Here is a 26,617-nt window from a genome sequence, read left to right as displayed (position 1 = left end):
TAAAAAAGGTATTTGTTGTTGGCACTTACTATGAACCCTATTTCACAAAACTACTATTCGCAGCGTTTGCGCCTCCATTATGTGGAATGGGGTGATGCTAAGGCAGAGCCGATTCTCATGATTCATGGTGGTTTGGATCACTGTCGGAATTGGGATTGGGTTGCTCAGGCGCTGAGCTCAAATTACAACATCATAGCCCCTGATTTACGTGGTCATGGCGACAGTGATTGGTCGGCAAGTGGCAGTTATCGTCAACTAGATTTTGTCCATGATTTAACACAGTTAGTACACGTTAAGGGTTATAAAAAAATTACCATTATTGCGCATTCCTTTGGTGGCTTTATTTCCTTGATGTACGCGGGAATAAATCCAGAAATCGTTGATAAAATGATTATTATTGAAGGCTTGATAAAGTCCAAAGAAGAAATTGAAAACAGCCTTTCCATTCCTGTCCATCAGCGACTCACAGAGTGGATGGATAGTGTCTACAACGTGTCTTCACGACAGGTCAAGCGTTACCCAAGCTTTGCTGAAGCCTTGGCCCGTATGCGTAGTGAAAATGGGCACCTTGATGATGAGCGAGCAATCCATCTAACCCGTCATGCGCTAAAACAAAACGAAGATAGCACTTATTCTTGGAAATACGACAACTACATTCACGCACTTTACCCGGATCATGAATATATTGATTTGTATTCACTTTGGCAGCGTATTAGTTGTCCCATATTAATGTTGCGTGGTGAAGATTCTTTCGCCGTTGATCCAGAAGTTGATGGGCGAATAAAGCATTTTCAAAATGTTTCTACTGTTAATATTCCACAGGCAGGGCATTGGTTGCACCATGATCAGTTTGATCGTTTTATGACCGAGGTCGAAGGCTTTCTTGCCAAGTGATGATGCCATGCGGGGTTGTATTTTTGTCAGTAATATCTCTTTTATAAATGCAGTGTCAGCTTGGCTTTGAATGATTCAGGAAGCGGGATTTTGTTTCCGCTGTTGGCGCCTGTAAGCTTGTAACAGTTAAATTAATATTGAGGTTTACCGTCTTGTCTGCCGAAATTATTTTAATAAGTGCCTTAATCTTATTGGTATTGCTTTGGGTATTTACTCACTTCTATCTGGGTGGAGAAAACCTTAGTCGCTATGACGGTGCACCTGAAACAGTGATGAGGCCTGCCAATCTTGCGCCCAGTCAGGGCCACGTTGATGCGCTGAATATGTTGAACGAACGGCGAAAATCTCAGCCCAAGGGCTCCTTCAGGGAAGTAGTCCCCACTATGCGCGAAACTATCGATGCCTTGGGTAGCGAGGTCCCGCTAGACGGAGTGCGTATACAGCCCGTGGATGTTGATGGTGTCGCTGCGGAGTGGGTGCTTGCCGACAATGCCGATCCAAATCGTCGCTTGCTCTATCTCCACGGAGGCGGGTTTATGGCAGGTAGTGCGCTCAGCCATCGTGCTATTACTACGCGATTAGCAAAATCTCAAGGAACATCTGTATTGGCAATTAATTACCGCTTGCTACCAGAGCACCGCAGAATGGATTGTATGGCAGATTGCCAGACGAGCTATCGTTGGATTTTGGAAAATGGCCCTGAGGGGACGTCTTCAGTAAAAACTTTTTTTGCAGCGGGGGATTCAGCTGGAGCTTTGTTGCTTTTAGCGCTGGTGGCTTGGGCGCGGGATGAGGGTTTGCGTCCGGTTAATGCCGCGGTTGCGCTGTCGCCGCCTGTTGACGGCACCTGTTCTAGTAAAAGCATGCGTGAAAATATTCCCACAGATCCAATGCTAGGGCCTGATTTTGGCAAGCTGATGAAAATCCCACGTTCGTTGCTTTTGTGGTTTAGTCTTTTTAGCAATCGCGCCCGCCCTCATGAACCGTGGTTGTCGCCTATTCATGGCGACCTCTCGAACTTGCCGCCCATACTTGTTCACGTCAGTTCGGCAGAGATGTTTTTCGACGACGCCTGTCGCTACGTTAATAAGGCTAAACAGAGTGGCACGACAGCGTTACTGCAGGTATGGCCGCATATGTTGCACGTTTGGCATATTTTTCATGATCAGGTGCCAGAGGGTGATGAAGCGATGTTAGAAATAGAGAAATTTATGGCCGCAAATTCTTAGTGGTAGATTTAGTAGTTGTAAGCTAGGCAATGATGATCTGTGGTAGGAGAAAACCAATTAATGCTAATGACTAAAACGATACAGGAAAGCATAGCTGATCTTAACCGTGATCAATTGCCCTTTTTGATATTGCTTGGTGCCAAGGTGCTCGACTTAGATCCCATTGAGCAAACCTGCAAAATGGAATTTAACGTCGATACTCAACTTTGCCATTCTGTCGACGTGGTGCAGGGTGGCTTTGTCACCGCCATGCTAGACGCGGCAATGAGCCATGTATTGTGGGGCTTGGATCATAGCATTGTTAATATGTCGTCTCTTGAGATACACACCACCTATTTAGAACCCACCCGTGCAGGCAAAATACTGGCAGAGGGTAAAATCGTTAAGGCGGGTTATAAAACCGGCTTTTTTGAGGCCAAGCTCTACACTTCTGATGGTGTGCTTACGGCGACAGGGACGTCTGTAGGAAAGTTGTCTCGAAAAGTAGATTAATGTCCTTAAGACTGATTATTAGAACTAAGCTGAATTTCTTTTTGGCAGGATTTGGCTGTTAGGTCAGCTTTGGATGAGTATATATCCATCTAGGTATCGGTAGAACCTGCGTGAGCGTTCTATCGTGAGGGGTTGCGGTAAAATAAGCTCTTTGCCCCCACTAAATATTTGATATATTGTATTACAATTTGGTGTATGCAACGAAGGTAATATCGTTAATGAAGAATGTCGTAATCATCGGTGGCGGGCACGGCGGGATAGACCTCGCTAAAAAATTGGATTCCGTGGCGATTGTCACGATGATCGACGGCAAGTCCTGCTTTGTGCATACCCCAGCCGCGATCAGAGCGCTTGCCGAGCCGGCGTTGTTGGATCAGTTAATTATGCCTTACGACAACTTATTAGCGCGCGGTAAGGTCGTACAGGGTTGGGTAGCAAACATCAAAGAAGATGGCGTAGAGCTAACTGATGGTCGTGAATTGCCCGCAGACATTATTGTGGTGGCCACAGGCTCAACGTATGCCAAACCTTTTAAGCATTCTGACGCTGGTTTAGATGACTATCGCGCTGCTCAGAAGGAGGTGGCGGCATCTCTTAATGCCGCTAATACGGTGGTTATTGTGGGTGCCGGCCCAGTGGGTACGGAGCTGGCAGGCGAGATTGCCTGTAAATACCCGAGCAAAGCGATTCATTTGGTCACCAATGAAGATCACTTATTTCCCACTTACACACCGAACTTGGCGAAGAAGCTGGAGGCAGACCTGCTCAAACTGGGTGTGCAATTACATACCGGTAAGGCTGTGGAGGATTTACAATCCCTTTCAGAGCCCTATGCGGGAAAGGTCACTCTAGAAGGCGGTCAGCAGATCGAAGCCGATCTTGTATTCCCGGTGGTAGGTTCTCGTCCACAGTCTGAATTGCTGGCCAAAGTTGATGGAGTGAAGCTCGCTACCGATGGCCGCGTGGAACACGACGGTTGGATGCGCCCGAGCCAATTGCGACCGAATCTCTTTGCGGTGGGTGATGTACTGGCATCGGGTGATGCCATGACCATCGTCGCCCTAGCTCGCCAAGTGCCTTGGTTGGAAAAGACCATTAAGGTCGTGTTGGCTGGCAAATCAGTAACAAGTTTAAAACCCTATACGCCCTGGCCAGTGGCCCCGATTCTTGTGCCGCTGGGCTCCAATTTTGGCGCCACTGCCTTACCTTTCGGAAAGCAGGGCATGGCCGTGGGCCATTTTTTTACGTCAAAAATAAAAGGTAAGGAGTTGTTTATTCCTAAATACCGCAAGCAGCTGCGTCTCAAATAAAGCGTGAGGGAGGTTGGCAGGCGTGATTGGCATGGTCTGATTGATAAATACTTCCCTAATATTATTGATGCTCGTAAATAAAATGACTTCATTGCTAGGCTAATACTTGGCTTTAGTGGTGAGTTATGAATAAAAATAAAATCTGATTTTTTTAAATTTTCTACACTTAATGTTCAGTTGACTATTTTTCCTACAGGGGGAGGTAAACCCCTAGCGCATCGATTGTGAACTTAAAAGATATCACCATCACTTAAAAGCTAGGGTCATTAAACTAGTTTAATGACCCTAGCTAGCTATTCTTTTATGCTGTTAATGTGGAAAATAGAGCTCAATTAATGAATAAGGTTAGCGGTTTTTCTTGAGATTTAATTGATGCTTATTCAATTGATGGTGAGAACTCAAGTTTGAAAATTGAAAAATAAAAAATAGATACTGAACAAGGAATCCTTAACATCATAAATGACTGAGGCTGGCCAAAAGGCTAATTAATAACGGTCTACGCATTCTTAGTAGACTATTTTGCTCAAGCGAGCAGAGGGGAGATTAATTGATGGAAAATAAAAAAAACGAACATTTAATTATTGAAGAGAAAGGCGCAGTCGACTGGGTAATATTGAACCGTCCTGATTCATTGAACGCACTTAATTTAGAGATGGTAACAGCCTTAAGAGATTATTTTCGCGGAATGGCTACTCGCCCCGAGCGTCGTATCATTGTGTTAAGAGGCGCAGGTCGTGCCTTTTGTGCCGGCTTGGATCTTAAGGAAGAAGAAACGCAAGACCTGAACTCCCCACAACAGGGATTGGCATTCCAGCGTTCTATTGCTGAAATCTACATTGCCATGCGTCGCTGTCCTCAGCCCATAATTTCTTTGATTAGCGGAGCTGCGTGCGGGGGTGGACTATCTTTGGCATTGGCATCGGATATCCGTATTGCCGACACCACCGCGAAAATGAACTGTGCCTATATACGTATCGGTCTCAGCGGCTGTGATATGGGTTCATCCTATTTCTTGCCGCGTTTAGTGGGTGCATCACTTGCGGCAGAACTGATACTTACAGGTAAGTTTATTCTCGCCCAGCGTGCGCTCGATATAGGCTTGGTGTCACAAGTGGTGGAGCTAGGTCAGTTGGAAAATGCAGTTGAAGAAGATCTTAAATTGATGTTGAGCAATTCCCCGTTGGGGTTGCGACTATCTAAAGAAGCCCTGAACGTTAATATCGATACCGCTTCTTTGGAGGCCGCCATCGCACTAGAGGATCGCAATCAAATTCTCTGTAGTTTGACCGAAGATAGCAAAGAAGGGCTAGTTGCATTTACAGAGCGGCGAGCGCCACACTATCGCGATATCTAAGGGTGTATTTGTAAGAGCCTGAGAGATTGTGCAATTGCCTGTGATCATGGGGGAGTGTACGACGGGGTTTGGCTAAGAGCGGGAATCAAATATTCAGATAAAACGCGACTAGGTTTGTTTGCTTATGCTATCTCGGTCGTCCAGATGGAATTATTGTTGACCTGTCTAAGCAGCTTAAGGCGTAACTAGAATCAGTGCGAACGCGGAAAATTGTAATCATTGAGTTAGCTAAGTAAGCGATATGGGTTCGTGTTTTCTAATTCAAAATAATTTAAAAGAACAGTAGTCAAAAATGCTGTGAGTAAAAGGGTTCAGTTGAGTTAATTTCAATTGAATATTTTGGAATGAGAAAGTAGAAGGAATTGTTATGACCGAAGCATATATTATTGACGCGTGCAGAACTCCGCGTGGTGTGGGTAAATACGGTAAAGGTGCCTTAACGCACATACACCCGCAACGCCTTGGTTCAACAGTACTGCGTGCTATTGCTGATTAGATCGCGAAAAGGTCAATGTTAACGGTGGCGCTATGGCGCTGGGTCACCCGATTGGGGCAACGGGTTCTATCTTGATAGGTACGCTGCTGGACGAGCTTGAGCGTCGTGACTTAAAGCGCGGCTTGGTCACCATGTGTGCGGCTGGCGGTATGGCGCCGGCAATTATTATTGAGCGCCTATAAAACCGATTGGATTATATTTTCGGTTAGTTTATTAGCAAAAAGGGCTTGTTTTAAAGCCCATGGAAGAGGCTAGTATCACGTTATTATAATAATTATTCGTGAATGCCTCTTGTTAAATTTCGCTATTGTTCTTTAGAGGCGGCAGTGAAATCAGATTAAAAATAGTCATTCAATTAACAATCTATTTAATATCGGGAATCATTACGGTGGCCTCTTTTTCGTATGTGCGTTTTATTGCGACCTTTAAATATTGCCGTGCTTTCGTAGCGGCAATATCAGGTTTTCCCGCTTTTTTTGCACTAAGAGCATAACGATACCAAAAGGATTCTGGTTTTTCAAAATCCATATCTTCAAGTTTTTTAAACGCAGCGAGGGCCGCTGAATGATTTTCTGCCTTTAATGCAGAGGTCAATTGGTAGAAATATTTGTGTCTATTCTCATCATGGCTATTCCAGCTGTCGGACTCGAGTGTGAGGGAGGCTATTTCTGTATCCGTAAAATCATACCTGGTGTCATAGCTTTCCTCTTTATGCGCGATATTAAATTGCACGCTTAATGTTGTCGGTTTTTCAGGCCATTTTTGCACTTTTCTTTTGACATCAACTGGTCCTACCCCACGCCATAGTTTTTCTGAGGGGCTCGTATATACCTTTCCTGAAGGCAGTTGCCCAGAAAATGCCAAACTGACAGTAGTGTCGTAAGGCAGTTTTGAGTATGTTTTTTCCTGAATATTGCCATTCGGCTGTTCGTTTTTACTTTTACTACTCGACCAGTCGCTCCAATCTGTGGTCCAGCCAAAGCACTCAGTAATATCAAAAAGGCAGGCCATCCAGCCTATGACGGGAAATAGAATAAAGTTCCATTTTGGACCGAAGTGCGTACGATCGTACTCCTCATAATGCTCAAAGTTGTATTCTTGCAGAATATAATGTGTCTGTGGAGAGAAGTGTAAAGAGCCATTAATGACATTGAAATTGCCGAACTCGATGTTGCGAACATTTTCTTCCTTTGCCTTAGAGTCGCTATCCCAGCGTTGCTCTATACCGATATATTCTGTTTTGAATTCAATGTGCCGAGATGGGCGCGTGGTACATGCCTGTAACGTCATTAACACGGCGATAGCGATTAGAATCTTAGCGGCTAGTGTTGTAGGTTTATTCATAATTGTTTATCGCGTTTCCATTGAGAGCCGGACTACTCGTTGTTACTGACCGCGTTTCGATCTGCTGTGTAAGTTTACCAAGGAGTGTATTTACCTGTGTCGTCATCAATATGCACCTTAGTATTAATTTGATCGTAGTAGGCATATATGCCTCTGACGATAGCTGTAGTATTTTTCTTCGCCGATCGGCTGTCCGTCGGCCGTGTAAGCCTGTGTAGAACCGCTTATTACGTCGTCTTCAGAACAGTTTCCTCTTTCGAAATCATATGTCTCACTGCTTATGTAATGACCATCTTTTAACTCGAAATTAATTGGACTGCGCGCTAAAACAGTGCCGTTTTCGTCAATCAGCTGGGCTCCTCGATTCTTTTTTACAATTGCTCGATCTAAGTCATCAAAAGATTCTGCGGCGCTGTACTGAAAATCTATGATCGTCTCGCCCTTGGAATTAATATAGCCATAGAGCTCGTCTTCTTTGGCGAGTATTAGACCTAGTGTAGAAAAGTAGCCTGATTCTAGGCTGATATCATAGCGTTGGTTATGTTCGTCACCGCTGGGAGTAATCGACAGTAGGCGGTCGTTCTTTACTACCAGTGCATAGCCATTTTTAAAGCTGGTTGCGTCTGAGTATTGCGCTTCAATAACGACTTCGCCGTTTAGTTTATAGCCGTAGCGACCATGCACATCGAAGGGTTCAAGTCCTTGCCATTTTTTCTGACATTCTTGAGTTTGGGCTAATAGGGCTTGGAGGTTTTCTGGTGTCTGTTCAGAGCAGGCTTTACTGACGCGTTTGACGCGGAGGTATTCTCGAAATAACGCATAACTCTTACTTTTTGATTGCTCCTCGCCGTTTTTAATGTCGTCGCGCATGGAAGTTAGTGCGGCTTGATCATCAACAGATTTACTGATGGCTTTCAATTGGGTATCAAACGCGGCATCGCTAAACAATGAGTCTATATCTTCAACAGTCACAACCTTTTCGGCTGCATTGGGTTTGGTGGTAACCTTTTCGCTGTCGGCTAGGCGTTTTTTCAGCACAATATTACGCAAGGGCCACAGATTGACCTCGCCTTTTTCAATGGCAGCGGTTCGCACCCAAGTTCCGGTTAGGGGTGATGCCTCCATAATAGATTGACGATACGTTGTTTTGGCGGAATCTGCGTCTAGGTACTGCGGACTGCGGATTGAGCGAAGATTGAATTGAGACTGTAGACTGTTGGTGTAGGTGTTTTTAATATCTTTACGGATTAATTTTTCCCACGAAGGGCTACCAGTAACAGTGAAACTCCATTTATTGCTCCCAGGTGCTTCGAGGTGGCCTGGATCACAGGCGATCGCGTTAAAGCCCGCTGGACTATCAATTTGAAAAATAAGTTGTAGTGAAAATAGGTTTATATCCTTTTGCGCTTCAGGAGGAAAAAAACTGAGCGGATAATTTTCCCCGTCAATATGAGCCGATTTAATCGACCATTTAGCCCGGCATGCAATAAGTGGTTCGCCCATGAGGATATCAGCAGATATCTCGGGCTGAATGGCCACGCGTAAGTAGTCGTTGCTGTTGTACGAGTACACGTCTGCGACTATGGTGTTTATCGCTGCAAGGCTGGGGGTAGGGGTAAGAACTACCAGAAATACTGCAATAAATCGTAAACGCATAATTTGTATTCGTTCCTTACTTATTACTGGGATAGGTGTGTGCCGTGTGGAGAGTCTAGTCATATTAGAGGATAGTGGATGCTTGATCAATTAAATGCGGCATAAGTGCTTCGATTAGAATCGGCTTCGTTTTGTGGGGTCATGGAGGATACTTTAGAGTATTAACCTGTGTCTTCGGTGATTAAAGCACAGGTATGAATATCTTAATGCAGTGCATTTTAATTTAATGTGAATAGTGTAATTTATAGTCACGTTACAGAAGCGGGCCAATACCTACTAAATTTTTCTCAATTAGCAGGCATTGGTCCCGTCATACAGGCTTTCTCAGGTATCAAATCAAGTTGATTAAATAACTTAGCCGCCTATGAATGGCTTCGCAAGTGGCGGCTAGTGTTTCTTTTACCGACTCTTCATCGCTGACGTTTACATTTTGGTAGATCGCGTTTTCGCCGAGCTTGGCGGCAAGTTCTTCACCAGCCGCTATGTTTTAAGTCAAGCAGGGCAACCTTCGCACCTTTGCAGACAAGGAGCCCTGCCATTGCTTGACCTAAACCAGATGCGCCACCAGTTATAACCGCGACTTTAATGAATATCTCTATTTTTCCTTTTAAACGAGATAACAAAAAATTAAATATGACTTTTTTAAATGGTTGAATTTTCTGGCACTTAATACTTTTTATAAAAGTGAACCGCCATCAATAGGAACGATATTGCCGGTCATATAACTGCTAGAACACAGGTAAATAGCTAGATTGGCAATGTCTTCGGGGTCACCCATACGCCCCATTGGTATGGTGGCCAAAACCGCTTGTTTGGCTTCGTCTGTTTTCATAATGCCGGCGGTCATTTTGCTGGGAAAGCTGCCAGGGGCAATGGCGTTGACATTGATGTGATCTTTAACCAAACCTTTTGCCAGTACGCCCGTCAAATGGTGAATAGCTGCTTTAGAGGTGCCATAAGAGTAGGCGCTTAAACTGTCGCTGCTTAAGCCAGCAATCGAGCCAATATTAATAATATGGTGGGGTTTCTTGGCCGTGACGCCATTACGTAATAAAGGCAGTAATTTTTGCACTAGCAGAAAGGGCGCTTTGACGTTGATGGTCATCACATCATCCCAGCCTTTTTCTGGAAAGCTGTCTAGTGGCGCTCCCCAAGTTTTACCGGCGTTATTGATGAGAATATCCAACTGAGATTCTTTTTCGGTAATGCTAGCGGCTAGTGCTTCTATTCCTGCGGTGCTGGCGACGTCGGCAATAATACCAATGCATTCACCGTATTGGTTGAACGCGGCCACTTTCTCATCAAGGTCTTCTTGCTTGCGAGAGGTGATATACACTTTTGCACCAGCCTTAATTAAACCCTCGGCAATCATTTCACCTATGCCGCGTGCGCCACCGGTTACCAGTGCGGTTTTTCCTTGCAATGAAAACTGCTGTGTTAAATAGCTCATCTTTCTTCCTTTTTTATGGGACGATTAGCACGAGGGTCAATCTTGTTTAATGCCAAGCGTCATTATGGATTTGTGAATACCGTTTATTTATCCGAATAGTCAGGCGTGCGTTTTTCACGGAATGCGGCTAGGGCTTCGTGATGGTCGTCGGAAAGACCACATAAAATTTGTTGGCGGTCTTCTAGCGAAATGGCCGCGCTCAAACTGCCGGCATCAACGTTAACATTGATGCCATCTTTGGTGAGACGCAGTCCCATCGGCGATACTTTTAACATGTCGGCAGCGATGGCGCGGGCTTCGTTTTCCATTTGATCTTTTTCAACTACTGCGGACACAAAGCCTAAGCTAAGGGCACGATCTGCCAGTAGATAACGACCTGTCAACATTAACTCTGAGGCAACCGATGTACCCAGCATACGAGTGAGGAAGTAGCTGCTTCCCACGTCGCAGGCGGAAAATCCAACTTGGGTAAACGCGGTATTCATTTTAGTTTGCGGTTCGGCAATACGCACATCTGCTGCCAGAGCCAGCGAGAAGCCGCCACCACAGGCAGCGCCTTGAATCATTGCGATAATAGGTTGCGGACAAGCGCGCATCAGTTTAATGATTTCAGCGACGCGATTTTGAATGCGCATTCCTTCGGAGCCACTGCTAATGTCGACGGCAAATTCGGGTGAAATGTCGAGTCCCGCGCAGAAGTGTTTGCCCTCTGATTTTAGTAATACCACCCGCACTTCCTGGCGGTAGCGCAGGCTGGCAAAGTAATGCTGAAGCTCCAGCATCATCAATGGATTCATTGAGTTCAATGCTTTAGGACGATTCAGCGTGACAACTTCCATGTCCTGCTCTTGCGTTACTAAAATCGTCTCGTAGGGCGTAGCCTGTGGTTCAAACTCGTTCATTATGTTGTCCTTTCTTCTTATTTTTTAGAGAGAAATCGCGAGCCTAAAACCTTGGTCAATGGCGCGCTTGGCATCAATTTCCATTGCCAGCTCAGCACCACCGATGAGATGCACATTATCTCGTTTCGACTTGATAGCCCGATACAGTGCATTATCTGATTCTTGACCCGCGCAAATGACGATGGAATCTACGTCAAGGGTTTGCGCTTCGTTTTGATACTGTATGTGTAAACCTTGGTCGTCAATACCTTCATACTGTACGCCGGCCAACATATGTACACCTTTGCGGCGCAGGCTGAGTTTGTGGGCCCAGCCAGTGGTGGTGCCAAGGGTTCGGCCTACTGATTGCGCCTTGCGTTGCAGAAGATAGATTTCTCTGCCGCTAGTTTCAACCTGGGGTTCAACCCCGGCGACGCCACCGCGCGGGTGATTTTTAAAATCTATCCCCCATTCACGGGCAAATACGTCGATGTCGAGACCGGCGGAAACACCGGCATGTGACAATAGCTCGGCAACGTCAAACCCGATGCCGCCAGCACCAACAATGGCAACGCGCTTGCCAATACGCTCGGGATGAAGAATAGCATCGCGGTAATTGAATACCTTGGCGTTGTCGATACCCTTTATCTCCGGTACGCGGGGCTTGATACCGGTGGCGATGACAACTTCATCCCAATCTTGAAGAGCATCTGCATCGACATAGGTGTTTAAGCGCAGCTCAATATTATTGAGCTCAATTTGCCGATTGTAGTAGCGAATGGTTTCGTGGAACTCTTCTTTACCGGGAATCACTTTAGCCATATTAAAGTGACCGCCGATGGCATCGGAGGCTTCGAATAGGGTCACTTTATGGCCGCACTGTGCGGCGGTAATTGCAAAGGATAATCCCGCTGGTCCGGCGCCGACAACGGCAATGCGTTTGCTTGTTGCTGCCGGTGTGATATTAATCTCGGTTTCGTAGCAGGCTCGGGGGTTGACCAAGCAGGTGACGCGCTTACCTTGGAAGGTGTGGTCAAGACAGGCTTGGTTACAGCCAATGCAGGTATTGATCTCGTCCTCGCGACCGGTACTGGTTTTGTTTACAAACTCGGGGTCGGCCAACATGGGGCGCCCCATAGAGACGATGTCGGCCCAGCCTTTGGCTAGCACGTCTTCTGCAGTCTCTGGCGTATTAATGCGGTTGCTGGTGATCACTGGGATACTGATTTCTTTGCGCAGTCGCCCCGTGACCGAGGCGAATGCCGCGCGGGGTACGCGGGTGGCAATGGTGGGTACTCGAGATTCGTGCCAGGTGAAGTGGGTACTGATTATGGTAGCGCCATGTTTTTCAATTTCTTTTGCAAGGCGTACCACCTCATCCCAGCTACTACCATCTTCCATCATTTCCATGGCGGCAATGCGGTAGACGATTATAAAATTCTCGCCAACGGTTTGGCGTACCCGCTTGATTACTTCAATGGCTAGGCGCATACGATTTTCGTAGCTACCGCCCCAGCGGTCAGTGCGTTGATTAGTTTTTTCTACCAAGAATGTGCTAATTAAATAGCCTGCTGAACCAATAATTTCGACCCCATCGTAGCTGGCTTTTTGCGCCAGTGCGGCGCAGTTAGCAAAATCACTGATCGTTTTTTCAATGTCGGCCTCGGTCATTATTTTGGGGTTTGGCGTGCCAAGGGGAGAACGGATGCCGGAGGGAGATACGGCGTCTGGATTTGCTGTTACCGGGCCGGGATGCAGTATTTGCATACACATTTTGCAGTCTGGTGCGGCTTCTTTCACTGCCGTAGTGACTAAGCTGTGTTGATGTACCTGATCTTCGCGATAGAGCATGGCACTATCGCTTTCTTGGTCCATCATGCTGACATTACTTTCTGGGTTGGGGGCAATGCCCCCCGTCATAATCATGCCAACACCACCTTTTGCGCGCTCCGCAAAGTAGGTCGCCATTTTTTGGTATCCTGGCTCGCCAACTTCCTCAAGACCCGTATGCATAGACCCCATCATGATGCGATTTTTTAATTGGGTGAATCCAAGGTCCAGCGGTTGAAAAATTGATGGATATTGGCTGTGTTTGTTCATGACGTAGTCTCTATATTGATTTATACCGTTAGCATAAAAGAATAAAAAGTGGGGGGCGTTAAACTAGTTTAACGCTAGCTATTATTACGGTATTTAGTTTTTATAAAATTAGGGTCGTAATACGTCGTTTTTGCAGAGTTTTAAAAAGGGATATTACTTAAAAAAAACCGATAACGCTGCATAAAACTTATTCGCTAATCTACTATTTGTATGTAGAATTTGGGCACATAAACAATGTGTGCTTGTAGAGTAATAGTGAGGATATAACCGCGCAAATTATGGTGATAATTTGCGCGGTTATGCTCATTGCAATGCCGAATAGTTTGGTTGGTCTATCGCCAATTGATTGGCAACGGTCTGTCGCAAATGTTCTGCTAACAACGGCGTGTCCAGTGGCATGCCATATCGCAAGCTATTGCTGAGTGAGGCTCTTAGAGAGTTAAGGTCGCCACTTTTTCCCAGTAGGGTTTGCAGGCGTTGCTGCTCTTGTACCTCCACGGTTGGCCCAATCAATAATTCTCGCTGAGCGATACTGAGTGAATTGGCCGCGACTTTAGCAAGAAAGCTTGAATGTGCTGCAAGGTTTACTGCGGCATCTTCTTTCAAAAATTTGATAACACCTTCAAGAAGTTCCGCAGGCATAGGAAGTTGTGTACCAGCATCTAATGCTGGCGTCTCTGGTAGTGTGAAATCACCGGGTATAAGAACGTTGACACAATCCATTTGCGCTTCAGAAGAACGGCGACCAATTACTGGACGCTCTAAACTCGGCGTCTCGCCGGTTCGCCAAGTATTCGCCATACGCAAGGTGCCTACTGACCACCAGAACGAGCCTAAAACTTGCCAAAACGCGACTTCTTGTTCTGTTACGGTAATGCCCGTTGCGTCGTGGTAGCCGGCTAATAGGTCTTCAAGATGACCAAAGCCGCCAACGACTAAGTCGCGATTACCAAAGCGCCATGAATTAACGCACAGCCAGCCAAGGTCTTGAATCGGGTCGCCGATATGAGCTAGCTCCCAGTCGAGAACGGCTTCGATACCGGCAGCATTAACCATCAAATTGCCATTGCGAAAGTCGGTGTGGACTAGGGTTTGGCGTCGCTGTTCAGGCTGATTTTCCATTAACCAGCGGGCGGTGAAATCAATCATTGGAACCGGGATATTAAGCTCTAAGTATTCATCCCATGACTTTTGGATCAGCGATTGGGTGTCAAGGACTTCTAGGAAACTGTCTAGCTTCTCGGCACGCCAATCGATGTTGTGAATGCGGCCCAGAATTTCACCGCATTTACGCGCTAGCTGGGGGCGTATTTCTGCTAACTCTGGGCGACGATTAATGCGGTGCCCCATGGTTTCGCCGTCTAGCCAATTCATTATAAAGCCGGAGCCAAGGCCATCTTCGGGCTGTAATTCATAGAGTACAGCAGGGCTGGGGATATCGTATTGCTTGGCCAGTTTAAATAAGCGCGCTTCGGATTCTAGGCTGATTCCGCCGACACTGGATTCAGAGTCGGAGGTGGGCTGAGCCCGTCGCAAAGCCACTTTGGTTTCACCCTCGGTGCTGCGGTAGGTGATACGGTATGTTTCCTGGCTTGCCCCAGCGGTTAGCTGCCGGCAATCGATGAGTGCTTCGAAGTTCGGTAGTGCGCGTGATAGGGTTTCACTCAGGCTGTCTGTAAAACTTTTTTCCGCAGACATTAGCTCACCCCCTTGGGTTTACTCTGTTTCATAAAGCCAAATAGATAACCGGCGACGCGGCGCATCTGTATTTCATCCGCGCCTTCGGTAATGCGGTAGCGGCGGTGGTGGCGATAGATATGTTCAAAGGGCTTGTAGCGTGAATAGCCCATGCCGCCGTGTACCTGCATAGCAAAATCAGCCGCCTCGCAGCACAGGCGGTTAGCCTGATAATTACAGATAGATACTTTGTCGGACACCGAGAACGCGCCGTCTTTGTCCATTAACCATGCTGTTTTGTGGATCAGTGCGCGCAGCATTTCTGCCCGTGCTTGCAGATCTACCAGCGGAAATTGAATGCCCTGATTACTAGATAGTGGCTTACCAAAAGGTTTGCGGGCATTGGCGTGCGCGACTGATTCATTGATACAAAACTGCGCGGCGCCCAAACTTGATGCGGCTTGACGAATACGGTTTTCATTAAAGAAATGTTGGACAATTTGCAGGCCTTTACCTTCGCCACCGAAGATCGACGTGTCTGGTACCCGCACGTCGGTAAAGCTGACCCGCGCATGGTCAGAGGGCATATTAAAGGTCCATAGGTATTCCTCGACCTTTACGCCGGGTGCATTCATAGGCACCAGAAAAGCGGTAATGCCTAGGCCTTCGCCGGGATTACCGCTGGTGCGGGCCATGACTAGGTCGGCTTGCGCAATGTGAACACCGGTGTTCCAGGTTTTTTCACCGTTGATGATCCAGTGATCGCCATCTTTCACCGCACCGGTTTCCATCCAAGTTGCGTCGGAGCCGTGCTCGGGTTCGGTTATGCCGAAGGCAAAAGCAGCCTTGGCGGATTTAAGTCCCTCCAGCCATTCAGCCTTTTGGGCCTCGGTGCCGTATTCCAGCATCAATAGCAGGCCGACGTTATTGCCTACTACCGAGTGCTCGTTCTGTAGGTCGTTGTGTAGCCCCAAGCCTTTCACCGCAAGGTGCTCACGGATAAGCGCCATGCCTAAATTGCTGCCGTCGCGACCGCCGTGTTCTTTGGGGAAGGGGTAGCTAAATATGCCCGCTTCAATGGCCAGGGTTTTGGCCTTGGCCAGTAGTTCTTCCCATTCTTCGTTGGGCAGGCCATCCCGTTCCCAGTCGGTACGAGCATTTTCGCGGCGATGGTCAAAAAAGCGGATATTGTCGTCTTGCTGTTCCAGAGGTTTAATTTTGGCGTCAATAAATTGATCGACTTCCTCTAGAAAACTAGTGATTTCTGCTGGAATAGTAAAATCCATTAGTGTCTACTCATTGTTGTTTTTTTGGTTTTCGGAACAGTATGTGATGACTTCTGACTCAGCCAATCCCTCGCTCTGAATTTTTCCAATAGGGCTCTCTAAGGATCTTCTTCAATATTTTGCCTGATGGGTTGCGCGGCAGTTCTGCAATAATGTCGAGTTGTCTAGGAATCTTGTAGCCAGCAATTTTATCTCGACAGAACTCGACCATTTCTTCGGCGGTCAGGGTGTGTTCCGGTTTGAGCACCACAACGGCCAGCAGGGCTTCGCCAAATTTATCGTCGGGTATGCCAATCACGGCAACGTCGGCAACAGCCTCGTGCTTGGCTACCGCGTTCTCTACTTCAACGGGGTAGATATTCTCGCCGCCGCTCACCACCATGTCTTTGATGCGGTCTTTGAGGTAGAGATAACCCTCGCTGTCTAAGTAGCCTGCGTCGCCAGTGTGAACCCAGCCATCAGTCAGATCTTTGGCGGTAGCTTCTGGCAGATTGTGATAGCGCATCATATTGGTATCAGATTTAATCCAGATCTCTCCAACTTCGTCGGCAGCGACACTGTTACCGGCTTCGTCGACAATCTTGATTTCTGCCCCGACCATGGGCTTACCGCAGGAACGGAGTAATTCGGGCCTGCCAGCCAAGGCACGACGGTGGTCACTGGGTAGCAGGGCGACCCCGCCTCCGGTAGTTTCGGTCATGCCGTAGAGCTGCATAAATTCGCATTGAAACACGTCAATGGCCTGGCGCAATACGGTTTCAGAAATCGGTGAGGCGCCATAGGAGACGATTTCAAGCTTACTGAAGTCCCGCTTTTCGATACCGGGCATTTGCAGCAAGAACATAATCATGGCAGGTACCATAAACATATTTCCCACTGGGTATTTCTCGATATCATCCAGCAGTTTTATGGGATCAAACGTCTGATGAACCAGTGTGTGCTGACCAAAACAAACACCCATAATGGCTGATCCTACGCCACCGATATGGAACAGGGGTGCCACCACAATGCCGGCGCTGCCTCTGCTGACCCGCGTTGGCGAACCGAGTAAGCTCATTGTGCTTAATTGCACCACATTGAAGTGGTTGATGACCACACCCTTAGGGTTGCCTGTGGTGCCGCTGGTGTATAGCTGTAGGAAGGGGGCGTATTGGTCTACATCTATTTGTGGTTTCGTGGTCGGGTATTTTTCTAGCCATTCCGACCAATGCAGACTGTCGTTCTGGCTTTCGGTAATAAGGTGTATTGACGGTGATAGGTGAGGGCGCAGGGCTGCAAGCGTGTCCGCCATTGAGTCCAGCACAATCAAAACGTGCGTCTCGGAGTCATTGATAATATATGCCAGCTCTGCCGCCGCCAAGCGGTAGTTAAGGGGCACCGCAACGGCGCCGATTTTACTGGTCGCCATAAAAAGCAAGCAATGCTCAAGGCTGTTTTCACCGAGAATGGCAACACGCTGCTCTTGCTTAACGCCAAGGTCAAGCAAGCCATTGGCTAAACGGTTTACGCTGTCGTTGGTGTCTTGGTAGCTTAAGGTGGTGCCATTAAAGCTATAGCAGGGGGCGTCAGCCGAGGTCTGTGTGTAAAATTCCAGATAATGGTGGACTAGCATAGTGATGCTCCTATCATGAGTCATTCGTTATTGTCGTGTGCAGGCTTCTACCCCTTGCATCGGCCTGATTACTTTCCGATAAATACCGGTTTTGTGTTACCAAAAAAAGCTTTTACGGCGGTCATGGCATCTTTACTGTTGGAGCAATTGACTTGCCGTTTCGGTTTCAAGATTAGGTCTCTTCGACGCTGCGGGTGTGTTTTGCCCGCATGATTTGCTTGCGGACCTTTTGCCCTTGCTTGAGGTGCGGACCCCATCGTAAATATAAGCGTGGTTTGTCATTGTCGTTTTCAATTTTTATTGCCCGGCCCTATTTGGGGCTTGCAGGGATGACAGCTTGGCTTGTCACCCCGTTATTCAGGTCAGTATTTTCTAGAGTACGATCATAATTGTATTACAATAATACATCAAGTGGTGTAAAGGCTGCTCATTTCTCGTAGTTCAGCACAATTTTGCCGAAATGCGCACCAGACGCTTGATGCTCAAAAGCTTCCTTCAGGTTATCAAAGCCAAAGCTTTTGTCGATGACGGGAACAATATGATTGGTGTTGATAGCGGTGATCATTTTCTCTTGCATCTCGCGGCTGCCTACAGCAATTCCGTTCATATGGACTTGTTTACCGAATGTCTTGGGCACCATCAGTTTTGCCGTTAGTCCACCGAGGACACCGATTAAAGTGACATTGCCACCCACTGCAACGGCGTTAAGAGAATGGTCGAGTGTGGCATCCGCACCAATATCCAGTACATGGTCGATGCCGCCAGATCGTTTGGCGAGGGTGATGCCCCAGTTCTCGTCAGTTCTATAGTTTAAAACCTCGTCTGCGCCCATAGCTTTCAGTCGCTCCATTTTTTCTTCTGAGGAGGAGGTCGCATAGACATAGGCTCCGGCCGCTTTGGCAATTTGCAGGGCAAACATCGACATGCCGCCAGTGCCTTGAACTAACACGGAGTCTCCAGCTTGTAGATTGCCTTCCACAATCAGTGCGCGCCACGCAGTAAGCGCTGCACAAGGCAGGGTTGCCGCTTGTTCAAAGCTGTAGTTGTTGGGCATGGCGGTCAACGCTTGGGCGTTAACGCAGGCGTACTCTACGGCGCAGCCATCGATGCTGTCGCCGGTGACTCCTAGGGTTTTGCTTAATGAAGGTTTGCCTTCTAGCCAGTCGGGGAAGAAGAGGCTGACGACTTTGTCGCCAGTATTCCATTTAGTGACGCCAGCTCCCACTGCGACCACTTCACCGGCGCCATCTGACATCGGTATGCGACCGTCTTCACTGGGAATGTGGCCGAGAATGACCATGTAGTCGTGATAGTTCAAAGAGCTTGCACGCCAGCGCACGAGTACTTCACCTGCGTTTGGTTCAGGTATCTCAGTGTTGGTGATACAGAGTTTGTCTAATCCGCCTGGTTTTATTACTTGGTAGCGTTTCATCTTATTCTCCCTAGCTTTGCCAAAAGTGTTTATTTGATAAGCGTGCTGCCATTAAAGGCCAGTATACCGCTGGTCATATAGTTACTCGTGCAAAGTTATATGCTGATGCCTGTATTGTGGTGCTGTTCTTTTTGGTGCACAGCTGGACATCATCATAGTCTTTGTTGGCGTAAATTATTGTTAGTGCAGCCGCTAGTGCGATTCTGCTTATCACTGAAAATCTTCAGTTATCGTTAGGGTACAGCTTATTCGAGGGGCTGAGGGGTGTCGTTAAACTAGTTTAAGGTGTGAAGGTTTTTGGCAGGGAACTATGGGCATTTCGGGTGTTTGAAAAAGTAAGTTCGCTGGTCATTCTATGGCTAGCGATTTTGGGCTAATTTATGGGGTATTACAGAAAAAGCTGCCGATTATGACACCGGCAGCAGGTTTTTTTGTGCTCTTTAGAAGTTCCAGCGCGCTTGTAGCGATACGGTTCTTGGACTGTTTTCGGATGCAATTTCGGTTCCGTATACCGCGCCGTAGAAGGGAAGGGCGAAACCAAAGTTCATTTCCTGTTCATTGAACAGGTTTCTAACCATCAGCGCGACTTCCCATTTTTCACTCGTTGGTAGCAGAGCGACACGAGTGTCGACTAGGGTGATTGACGGTGCCTCAAATGTCTCGCCGCCCTGGACAAAGCGTTCGTGCTGATAGTTTGCCGATATATTAGATTGTAATGTGTATTTTTGGCTAATGGGTTCAACGTGAGACAAGCTTACCGCTGCAGTCCATCTCGGAGCACCTGCCGGTGTGGTGTTTGTATCGGTGTTTTTTGCATCGGCGTAGGTGGCTGAACCAGAGATAGTCAATTTTTCTGTGGCTGCCCACATACTTTCGAACTCTACACCTTTGCTTTCAACGGGTATGGTTGACGTCAAAAAGCCAGTGCCAACAAAAGTAACCGATTGAAAGTCCTCAATTTCAGTACGGAACAGCGCGGCGTTCATGCGCATGCTGCCATTGAGTAGCTCTGTCTTAAAGCCCACTTCAGCGGTCTCGGCTTTTTCGGTATCAAACTCGGCGTCAGCGGGTGAAGAGGCCGATGTAGTGAAACCGCCACTTTTACTGCCTGTTGCCCATGATGCGTAGACATTACCTGTCTCTCCAAATTGATATTGGAGGTTTATGGAGCCGTCGATATTATCTTTGCTTTGTTCTAGCTCTGTTTCGGCAAACGGGGGGCTAAGAACAGTGCTGATAAATGTGGAAGGTGTTTGGAACGCGGCAGGGTCGGTATTTGGGTTGCCAACGAATATAGCACTGTCGTCTTGAGTATAGACTCTTTCCCATACTAGGTTCTGTGATTCATCGGAGTAGCGTAAGCCCACGGTTAATAACCAGCGTTCGCTGAGCTCAATAGCGGTATTGGTGAAGAAGGACCAAGAGTCAACATCTTGCTCGTAGTTACTGTAACCACGTGCTGGGCCGGTAGAAGCAAAAGCACCATTACCAAGTGGGAAATAGTCTAAGTTTTGAGCGAAATGAGTTTCCTCAAAGCTTTTGAAATTATGTTGCACATAATAAAGACCAGCTAGGTAGTTCACCTTACCGTCAAAAGCCGAGCTGTTAATGCGGAACTCTTGGCTGAACTGCTCAAAATCCGAGTCTTTATATTCCTCTAGCCAATCGGCATTCGAGAAATCGGCATCGTAGTATCGTTCGTTTTCGTACTCATTGTAGCCAGTTACTGACACAAGGGTTGTGAGGTCGCTGACAGAGTAGCTAACTTCCGCCACTGCCCAGTGTCCGCTCTGTTCATCAAAGTCCCTGCCGTTGTTGCCGTAGGTATTCGACGACTTGCGTTGGTCATCTAGGCTTACATCGTTATCGCCGGTTATGGCGCTATACCAACCGAAAGGATCTGCGCTGACTTGGAAGGCATAACCAGGTGAATCTCTATCGTCGTAGGTATAGGTTAGAAAAATGCTGAGACGGTCGCTTGGGTCCCAAAGCCCGCTTAAGCGCAAAGATTGCTGTTCTAGTTTAGGCTCGGTTCCGCCTAAGCGGGTGTTTTCAACATAACCTTCGCCCTCGCCAACACGCTTATAGGACACACGATAATTGCCGAACTCGGTTCCCCAGTTGCCCACGCCAGAGAGGGTATTGGTTTCTAGTTCAAAGTCGTATTCGCCTTGAACGAAACCGCCATTCTCATTTTCGGGACGTTTTGAGTGCAGCATGATGGCACCCAGGCTGGTGTTTTTGCCTAGTTGAGACGTTTGAGTCCCTTTGATTACCTCGACACGCTCGACATCGTGGAGTGCGGTTTGTAGATTTCGGACTTTACCCGTCCATACGCCATCAATAAATAGGCCGACAGATTGTTCTATGTTCTCGGCGCCCACGCCTGTGCCAAGTCCCCGTATATTGGGTGCCGACAGCCCTTGTGGTGCTGGGGATAAGGTCAACCCAGGCACGTTATTCGCTAAATCAGTGGCGTTGTTAATTGAAAATTCTTGCAGGGTTTCACCGTCTACAACTGCCACGGTTAGAGGAATGTCTTGAACGCTTTCTGTTCGTTTTTGAGCGGTAACCAGAACTTCTTCGAGTTCTTTGGCATGGATTTGCGAGCTGAAAATTGTTGCCACTCCTGCCGTAGTGAGTAGCGCACTTGAAAACAGGGAACGTTTACGTGAGTCCATATTAAGCTAGCCTTTTATGATTATTGTATTGTTGTATTACTAAGATTTAGTATAGCTATATTGTATTACAATACAAGTAGGTGTTTTCCACAATTTAGTGTTTGCTTCGATCGTGGCCAGGGCTAAATTTTAGAAGGCGGTTATATGACGGTGATGGGCAATATGCACAGCATTTTAACCACGGCTACTTCTTATGGAAGTTAGTGAGTATTCGTGTGGATTGATCAGCCAGAGGTGGCGATTAAGTGATTATTTATTATAGGTTTTCATTAGTTGTTCTGTAGAAAACTTAAATGCCCCAATGCATTTCTCCTTTGATTTTGTCGCTAAAGTCGCTTGATGATTCTGTCTTATAAATTCCCAAACTGCCCTTTTGAATAGCGCTCAACGGTGTTGCGCATATCTCCATCACTGTTTGCCACGAAGGGCCCGTAGCGAACGAGTTCTTCTTTAATTTTAGGACCACCGAGTATTAGTAATTGAGTATCAGTTTGGCAGGCAATATTGAGTATTTTTTTATTTTCACCTAGCAAGGCCAATTGGTTTGCGGCGACGAGATTGTCATTGAGGGTACAGGCTCCCTCTAAAGTAAAGACGCCTAACTCTTCGGTGTGTGGTAGTTCTAGGGAGAGCGGTGTATTGCTCTTTATGAGTAAGTGCAACAGTAGGGGTTCGGAGAAGGTTGTTAAGGGCCCGGTGAGGTCGTCGTATTGCCCCGCGATGATACGAATCTCCAAGCCTTTTACCTTGCTATATTTTGGTATATCACTTTGACGAAAGCTCTTATAGCATGGATCAGAAAATTTGCTATCGCCGGGCATATTGAGCCACAGCTGTATCGCATGAACACGGCCGCCGTGTTCAATCAGCGATTTGCCCGGCCCCTCGCTGTGCACTATGCCACGGCCTGAGCGCATCCACTGTACTTCGCCCGCACCTGTGGTGGCTTTATTGCCGAGGCTGTCTTGGTGAAAACCTTCGCCGTCGAGAAAATACGACAGTGTTTCAATACCTGAATGGGGATGGGGAGGGAAGCCGGCTGACTGGCCGGGAGGCGCAATAAGAGGCCCAATATGGTCGAGCAGAATAAAGGGGCCGACGGCTTCGCAGGACGGCATGGGAATGGGCCTTGCGATACTGATACCGCCGCCTTCTAGAGTGTGCTGGGCTTGCAATATTTTCACGCTATTGTCCTAAGTTGCATTAGGTTTACTTGGGCTGCAGGGAGTATCGCCATCGTCAGAAGGCGGAAAATCTTGTTTGCCGCCAACACTGATAAAGCGCGCTTGATGACGCGGATGTGTGGTATCGGCTTGCGGCCAAGGCCAGCCGCCAAATTGTGTTTTTTGATAATCGTTAAACGCTTCCATCAATTCAGATTGTTTGTTCATTACAAACGGACCTTGCTGAGCAATGGCTTCGTTAATGCTGCGGCCCTGCAATACTAGCATGTGGCTGGGTTCAGCGTGGTTGACAATCGACAGGTTTTGCTGAGGCTCAACATCAAAACAATGGCCTTGCGTTACGCGACTCTGGCCGGCTGTTAGAGATTGTCCTTGGTAATAGTAAACCCGTCGATTAACACCCTGCGGGCAGGGCGGCATTTGCCATTCTGCTTCTGCATCCATATGAATATGCCAGATGGCGACATGGTTGTGATCTTCTGCGGCCCAGGAGTTTGGTGGGGGCGAAAGCGGTGTGGTGTTCGCTAGTGTGCCAGCGATAATGTCCACCTGTGTTTCTCGTTGATGGCTATCTCGATGGCGAAAAATTGGCAGGGATTCATGCCAAAACATTGTGAACATCGGTGCGCAGAGCTTGTCTTTGGCGGGCAGGTTTAACCAGATTTGGAAGAGCTCTAGCGGATTTTCATTGTTTGGATTTAGCAGCGGAAACATCTCTGAATGCTGGATGCCATTGCCCGCGGTAAGCCATTGCACATCGCCATCGCCGTAGCGCCCGGTTGCCCCCATGGAGTCGAAATGATCGATGCTGCCTTTGCGGCTAATGGTGACTGTTTCAAAACCTCGGTGGGGATGGGCGGGAAACCCCGGCACCGTATGGCCGTGGTACATTCGCCAGTTGTCCTTGAGCGGTATGAAATCTTGCCCTAGCTGATGCCCTGATAGGGACGCATTTGGTCCCAATTGCTCGTTGCCTGTGGGGTAGTGGTCAACATGGTGAGCACAAAGTAAAAACGGGTCTACTGTTTGCCACAAGGGTTGTAGCTTTTGTAGGTTGTAAATCACGGTCATTAACTGAACCTGTATTAATTGATAAAGGCTAGGGAGCTTGGAGCGCGTGTAAAGACCAGCTTGCCGCTAATTCATAAGCGATTGTTTTGCGCTGAAATTACTGGAATGGTCGCAACCTTGATATTAGATGCTATCGGCTTGTGGCTACTATATAATTTGCAGTATTGTAATACAATATATCAAAGTTTCGACATTGGTCATTTCGGTATTAGCCTAAGAGGTTTTCCTTTTGGTCACAGGGTCTTTGTCGTTAGCAAATAACTATTTTTAGCAGTCACAATGGTCTTAATGAATAAGATTTACAAATAATTCGCACATGAGAACAGCAGGAGCGCGCTATATGAACGAAATACCTACCAACGCCAGCAATTCTATTATTCTACGTTTACGCCTTCAAAATCTGCCGGGTATTCTTGCCAGCGTGGTAGCGGAGATAGGTCGGGTTGGGGGCAATATAGGTGCTATCGATATTGTGCGCTACGAAGGCGACTTTGTGGTGCGTGATGTCACTGTAGAAACTAGCGGCACCGAGCAGGCGGCAGAGGTTGCAGAAAAATTGACAGCCCTCAACGGCGTGACGGTAGAACATGTTTCTGACCGCGTATTTGTGATGCATTTGGGAGGGAAAATCGAAGTCACCAGCAAGTCGCCGCTTAAAACCCGCGACGACTTGTCGATGGCATACACGCCGGGTGTGGCAAGAGTATGCCAAGCCATTCACGACGATGTGAGCAAGGCATATAACTTAACGATTAAAAAGAACACCGTGGCCATTGTTAGTGATGGCACCGCCGTACTGGGTATGGGTGATATCGGTCCCGAAGCGGCAATGCCGGTGATGGAGGGCAAAGCTATGTTGTTCAAAGAGTTTGGCGGGGTGGATGGCTTTCCTATTTGCTTGGATACCAAAGATACCGAGGAAATTATTAAAGTTGTAAAAGCGATTGCCCCGGGTTTTGGCGGAATTAACCTGGAGGATATTTCAGCGCCACGCTGTTTTGAGATTGAGCAGCGCTTGATAAACGAGCTCGATATTCCGGTCTTTCACGATGATCAGCACGGTACCGCAGTCGTGATGATTGCGGGCTTGATCAATGCTTTAAAAGTGGTCGACAAGTCGCCGTCAGATATAAAGGCCGTTGTAGCAGGGGTTGGCGCCGCCGGCACTGCCTGTACCCGAATGATGCGGGATTTAGGTATTAATAATATTATTGGCTTGGATAGAACGGGGATATTGCATAAAGGGCGAACTGACCTGAACTCCTCAAAGCAGGCTTATTGCGACATATCTAACCCCGAGGACATTACAGGCGGCATGACCGAGGCCATTGCTGGTGCTGATTTGTTTGTAGGATTGTCTGGGCCGAATATACTGACGGTGGAGCATCTAAAAACCATGGCGGCAGACCCCATCGTCTTTGCCATGAGTAACCCCACGCCGGAAATCATGCCGGAACTGGCTTGGCCACACGTTGCGGTCATGGCCACCGGTCGCAGCGATTACCCCAACCAGCTCAACAATGTGCTGTGCTTTCCAGGCCTGTTCCGGGGTGTGTTGGATGCGCGTGCAAAGAATATCACCGAGGCGATTAAAATGGCGGCAGCTCGCGCTATTGCAGAGACGATACCGGACGAAGAGGTATCAGCAGACTATATTATCCCCAGTGTATTTGATAAAAATGTTGCCAGAAATGTGGCTGAGGCGGTTAATCAAGCCTGTGTTGAGGGTCGCTGAGTGGCTTTTATTGGAGTTAGGTCCGTGTCTGGGTTTAGGGTTTCATAGCGCTAGACATGAGCCTAGGTGTACAGGCATTCTGTCAAACTCATATCCAAGCCCAAATAAATATTGAAGGCCAGCAATGATTTTGAATCAACCTCATCCAAGCAAAGAGCAAGTTCGGGCTCTGCGCGACCGCGCCAATGGCGAAGCGGTTGCCATGCTCAACTTACTTAAATTTAGAGAGCGTGCCGAGTACGAGGATGGTCGCGCGAGCGAGCTGAGTGGCAAAGAGGCCTACCTGCTGTATGCAAAGGCCTTCCGCAAACTGATGGAACCCAAAGGGGTTAGGGTGATTTTTGCCGGTGAGCCACAGGGGCTAGTGATTGGCGAGGGTAGCGAGCTGTGGGATGAAGTGGCGATTATTGAGTACCCGAGTGCGCAAGTGTTGTTAGATATGATGCGTGATCCGAACTATCAAAAGGCGTTGCCACATCGTAACGCTGGTCTTGAGGGGCAGCTGTTAATGGATTGTCAAAGCAAGGGAGTGGCTTTTACTCTTTGATTGCAGCGGTTTTCGAGCGAGTTGCTGGGTTGTTTAGAGAGCTGCTCGGTATTCTTGATGAGAATTTGTAAACAGTGTTGTAATACCGTAAGAACCTGCTTGAGGACTAGCCTACATTAATCCTAGGCGCTCAAAGAAAATTATTTCGATTAATAAGATGTAAAACATAATTAAAGCGGAGATTAG

General features: G+C 47.5%; 20 protein-coding genes and 1 pseudogene. 9 read left to right on the top strand and 12 right to left on the bottom strand.

Features of this window, described 5'->3' with window-relative positions:
* Nucleotides 1-30: 30 nt before the first annotated feature.
* The 7 genes and pseudogenes from AELLOGFF_RS12245 to AELLOGFF_RS12220 form a co-directional block, all read left to right on the top strand.
* Complete coding sequence (locus AELLOGFF_RS12245) at nt 31-894, top strand: alpha/beta fold hydrolase (protein WP_159269005.1); 864 nt, start codon at nt 31-33, stop codon at nt 892-894.
* Nucleotides 895-1,046: 152 nt separating this feature from the next.
* The gene (locus tag AELLOGFF_RS12240) at nt 1,047-2,123 is read left to right on the top strand and encodes an alpha/beta hydrolase fold domain-containing protein (protein ID WP_159269004.1); all 1,077 of its coding nucleotides are present in this window, start codon (nt 1,047-1,049) and stop codon (nt 2,121-2,123) included.
* A 60-nt stretch (nt 2,124-2,183) separates the two neighbouring features.
* Nucleotides 2,184-2,615 carry a PaaI family thioesterase gene (locus AELLOGFF_RS12235; protein ID WP_235035715.1) on the top strand — a complete coding sequence of 144 codons (432 nt, stop codon included), beginning with the start codon at nt 2,184-2,186 and terminating at the stop codon, nt 2,613-2,615.
* A 218-nt stretch (nt 2,616-2,833) separates the two neighbouring features.
* A complete protein-coding gene (locus tag AELLOGFF_RS12230; protein WP_159269003.1) occupies nt 2,834-3,925 on the top strand; it encodes an NAD(P)/FAD-dependent oxidoreductase in 1,092 nt (363 codons plus the stop codon).
* A 550-nt stretch (nt 3,926-4,475) separates the two neighbouring features.
* Entirely contained in the window at nt 4,476-5,279 is an 804-nt protein-coding gene (locus tag AELLOGFF_RS12225) for an enoyl-CoA hydratase/isomerase family protein (RefSeq protein WP_159269002.1), read from the top strand.
* 367 nt (nt 5,280-5,646) lie between these two features.
* A complete protein-coding gene (locus tag AELLOGFF_RS18140) occupies nt 5,647-5,775 on the top strand; it encodes a hypothetical protein (protein WP_268818555.1) in 129 nt (42 codons plus the stop codon).
* Nucleotides 5,772-5,957, top strand: a pseudogene (locus AELLOGFF_RS12220) (acetyl-CoA C-acyltransferase); the annotation flags it as partial. The gene AELLOGFF_RS18140 and the pseudogene AELLOGFF_RS12220, both read left to right, overlap by 4 nt.
* Nucleotides 5,958-6,138: 181 nt before the next feature.
* Here the strand turns inward: AELLOGFF_RS12220 and AELLOGFF_RS12215 are convergent.
* The 12 genes from AELLOGFF_RS12215 to AELLOGFF_RS12160 form a co-directional block, all read right to left on the bottom strand.
* Nucleotides 6,139-7,119, bottom strand: a complete 981-nt coding sequence (locus tag AELLOGFF_RS12215; protein ID WP_159269001.1) for a tetratricopeptide repeat protein — start codon at nt 7,117-7,119, stop codon at nt 6,139-6,141.
* Nucleotides 7,120-7,242: 123 nt separating this feature from the next.
* Nucleotides 7,243-8,775, bottom strand: a complete 1,533-nt coding sequence (locus AELLOGFF_RS12210; RefSeq protein WP_159269000.1) for a WG repeat-containing protein — start codon at nt 8,773-8,775, stop codon at nt 7,243-7,245.
* A 676-nt stretch (nt 8,776-9,451) separates the two neighbouring features.
* Nucleotides 9,452-10,225 (bottom strand): SDR family oxidoreductase, encoded by a 774-nt coding sequence (locus AELLOGFF_RS12205; protein ID WP_159268999.1) that lies wholly within the window; start codon nt 10,223-10,225, stop codon nt 9,452-9,454.
* Nucleotides 10,226-10,308: 83 nt separating this feature from the next.
* Complete coding sequence (locus AELLOGFF_RS12200; protein ID WP_159268998.1) at nt 10,309-11,127, bottom strand: enoyl-CoA hydratase/isomerase family protein; 819 nt, start codon at nt 11,125-11,127, stop codon at nt 10,309-10,311.
* Between the two features lie 24 nt (nt 11,128-11,151).
* Nucleotides 11,152-13,206 carry an FAD-dependent oxidoreductase gene (locus AELLOGFF_RS12195; RefSeq protein WP_159268997.1) on the bottom strand — a complete coding sequence of 685 codons (2,055 nt, stop codon included), beginning with the start codon at nt 13,204-13,206 and terminating at the stop codon, nt 11,152-11,154.
* A 303-nt stretch (nt 13,207-13,509) separates the two neighbouring features.
* The gene (locus tag AELLOGFF_RS12190) at nt 13,510-14,904 is read right to left on the bottom strand and encodes a phosphotransferase family protein (protein WP_159268996.1); all 1,395 of its coding nucleotides are present in this window, start codon (nt 14,902-14,904) and stop codon (nt 13,510-13,512) included.
* The gene (locus AELLOGFF_RS12185) at nt 14,904-16,169 is read right to left on the bottom strand and encodes an acyl-CoA dehydrogenase family protein (RefSeq protein WP_159268995.1); all 1,266 of its coding nucleotides are present in this window, start codon (nt 16,167-16,169) and stop codon (nt 14,904-14,906) included. The genes AELLOGFF_RS12190 and AELLOGFF_RS12185 overlap by 1 nt, the downstream gene beginning before the upstream one ends.
* A gap of 58 nt (nt 16,170-16,227) precedes the next feature.
* Nucleotides 16,228-17,781 (bottom strand): long-chain-fatty-acid--CoA ligase, encoded by a 1,554-nt coding sequence (locus AELLOGFF_RS12180; RefSeq protein WP_159268994.1) that lies wholly within the window; start codon nt 17,779-17,781, stop codon nt 16,228-16,230.
* 427 nt (nt 17,782-18,208) lie between these two features.
* The gene (locus AELLOGFF_RS12175) at nt 18,209-19,213 is read right to left on the bottom strand and encodes a zinc-dependent alcohol dehydrogenase family protein (RefSeq protein ID WP_159268993.1); all 1,005 of its coding nucleotides are present in this window, start codon (nt 19,211-19,213) and stop codon (nt 18,209-18,211) included.
* Nucleotides 19,214-19,653: 440 nt separating this feature from the next.
* Nucleotides 19,654-21,894 carry a TonB-dependent receptor gene (locus AELLOGFF_RS12170; protein ID WP_159268992.1) on the bottom strand — a complete coding sequence of 747 codons (2,241 nt, stop codon included), beginning with the start codon at nt 21,892-21,894 and terminating at the stop codon, nt 19,654-19,656.
* 350 nt (nt 21,895-22,244) lie between these two features.
* Entirely contained in the window at nt 22,245-23,078 is an 834-nt protein-coding gene (locus tag AELLOGFF_RS12165) for a pirin family protein (protein WP_159268991.1), read from the bottom strand.
* Nucleotides 23,079-23,087: 9 nt separating this feature from the next.
* Nucleotides 23,088-24,149 carry a pirin family protein gene (locus tag AELLOGFF_RS12160; RefSeq protein ID WP_159268990.1) on the bottom strand — a complete coding sequence of 354 codons (1,062 nt, stop codon included), beginning with the start codon at nt 24,147-24,149 and terminating at the stop codon, nt 23,088-23,090.
* 340 nt (nt 24,150-24,489) lie between these two features.
* Here AELLOGFF_RS12160 and AELLOGFF_RS12155 point away from each other — a divergent pair, with 340 nt between their 5' ends.
* Nucleotides 24,490-25,884, top strand: coding sequence for an NAD-dependent malic enzyme (locus AELLOGFF_RS12155; RefSeq protein ID WP_159268989.1), 1,395 nt, complete (start codon nt 24,490-24,492; stop codon nt 25,882-25,884).
* Between the two features lie 124 nt (nt 25,885-26,008).
* Nucleotides 26,009-26,431, top strand: a complete 423-nt coding sequence (locus AELLOGFF_RS12150; protein WP_159268988.1) for a DUF1330 domain-containing protein — start codon at nt 26,009-26,011, stop codon at nt 26,429-26,431.
* Nucleotides 26,432-26,617: the final 186 nt, after the last annotated feature.

It is taken from the genome of Zhongshania aliphaticivorans, assembly GCF_902705875.1.
GTDB lineage: Bacteria > Pseudomonadota > Gammaproteobacteria > Pseudomonadales > Spongiibacteraceae > Spongiibacter > Spongiibacter aliphaticivorans_A.
The sequence above is the reverse complement of the archived record's forward strand: the minus strand, read 5'-3'. Positions and strand labels throughout refer to the sequence as shown.

What these genes read in the sequence shown, in the direction of transcription:
- AELLOGFF_RS12245 (WP_159269005.1), top strand. Translation starts at nt 31, where the DNA reads ATGAACCCTATTTCACAAAACTACTATTCGCAGCGTTTGCGCCTCCAT.
- AELLOGFF_RS12235 (WP_235035715.1), top strand. Translation starts at nt 2,184, where the DNA reads ATGCTAATGACTAAAACGATACAGGAAAGCATAGCTGATCTTAACCGT.
- AELLOGFF_RS12230 (WP_159269003.1), top strand. Translation starts at nt 2,834, where the DNA reads ATGAAGAATGTCGTAATCATCGGTGGCGGGCACGGCGGGATAGACCTC.
- AELLOGFF_RS12225 (WP_159269002.1), top strand. Translation starts at nt 4,476, where the DNA reads ATGGAAAATAAAAAAAACGAACATTTAATTATTGAAGAGAAAGGCGCA.
- AELLOGFF_RS18140 (WP_268818555.1), top strand. Translation starts at nt 5,647, where the DNA reads ATGACCGAAGCATATATTATTGACGCGTGCAGAACTCCGCGTGGTGTG.
- AELLOGFF_RS12215 (WP_159269001.1), bottom strand. Translation starts at nt 7,119, where the DNA reads ATGAATAAACCTACAACACTAGCCGCTAAGATTCTAATCGCTATCGCC.
- AELLOGFF_RS12210 (WP_159269000.1), bottom strand. Translation starts at nt 8,775, where the DNA reads ATGCGTTTACGATTTATTGCAGTATTTCTGGTAGTTCTTACCCCTACC.
- AELLOGFF_RS12205 (WP_159268999.1), bottom strand. Translation starts at nt 10,225, where the DNA reads ATGAGCTATTTAACACAGCAGTTTTCATTGCAAGGAAAAACCGCACTG.
- AELLOGFF_RS12200 (WP_159268998.1), bottom strand. Translation starts at nt 11,127, where the DNA reads ATGAACGAGTTTGAACCACAGGCTACGCCCTACGAGACGATTTTAGTA.
- AELLOGFF_RS12195 (WP_159268997.1), bottom strand. Translation starts at nt 13,206, where the DNA reads ATGAACAAACACAGCCAATATCCATCAATTTTTCAACCGCTGGACCTT.
- AELLOGFF_RS12190 (WP_159268996.1), bottom strand. Translation starts at nt 14,904, where the DNA reads ATGTCTGCGGAAAAAAGTTTTACAGACAGCCTGAGTGAAACCCTATCA.
- AELLOGFF_RS12185 (WP_159268995.1), bottom strand. Translation starts at nt 16,169, where the DNA reads ATGGATTTTACTATTCCAGCAGAAATCACTAGTTTTCTAGAGGAAGTC.
- AELLOGFF_RS12180 (WP_159268994.1), bottom strand. Translation starts at nt 17,781, where the DNA reads ATGCTAGTCCACCATTATCTGGAATTTTACACACAGACCTCGGCTGAC.
- AELLOGFF_RS12175 (WP_159268993.1), bottom strand. Translation starts at nt 19,213, where the DNA reads ATGAAACGCTACCAAGTAATAAAACCAGGCGGATTAGACAAACTCTGT.
- AELLOGFF_RS12170 (WP_159268992.1), bottom strand. Translation starts at nt 21,894, where the DNA reads ATGGACTCACGTAAACGTTCCCTGTTTTCAAGTGCGCTACTCACTACG.
- AELLOGFF_RS12160 (WP_159268990.1), bottom strand. Translation starts at nt 24,149, where the DNA reads ATGACCGTGATTTACAACCTACAAAAGCTACAACCCTTGTGGCAAACA.
- AELLOGFF_RS12155 (WP_159268989.1), top strand. Translation starts at nt 24,490, where the DNA reads ATGAACGAAATACCTACCAACGCCAGCAATTCTATTATTCTACGTTTA.
- AELLOGFF_RS12150 (WP_159268988.1), top strand. Translation starts at nt 26,009, where the DNA reads ATGATTTTGAATCAACCTCATCCAAGCAAAGAGCAAGTTCGGGCTCTG.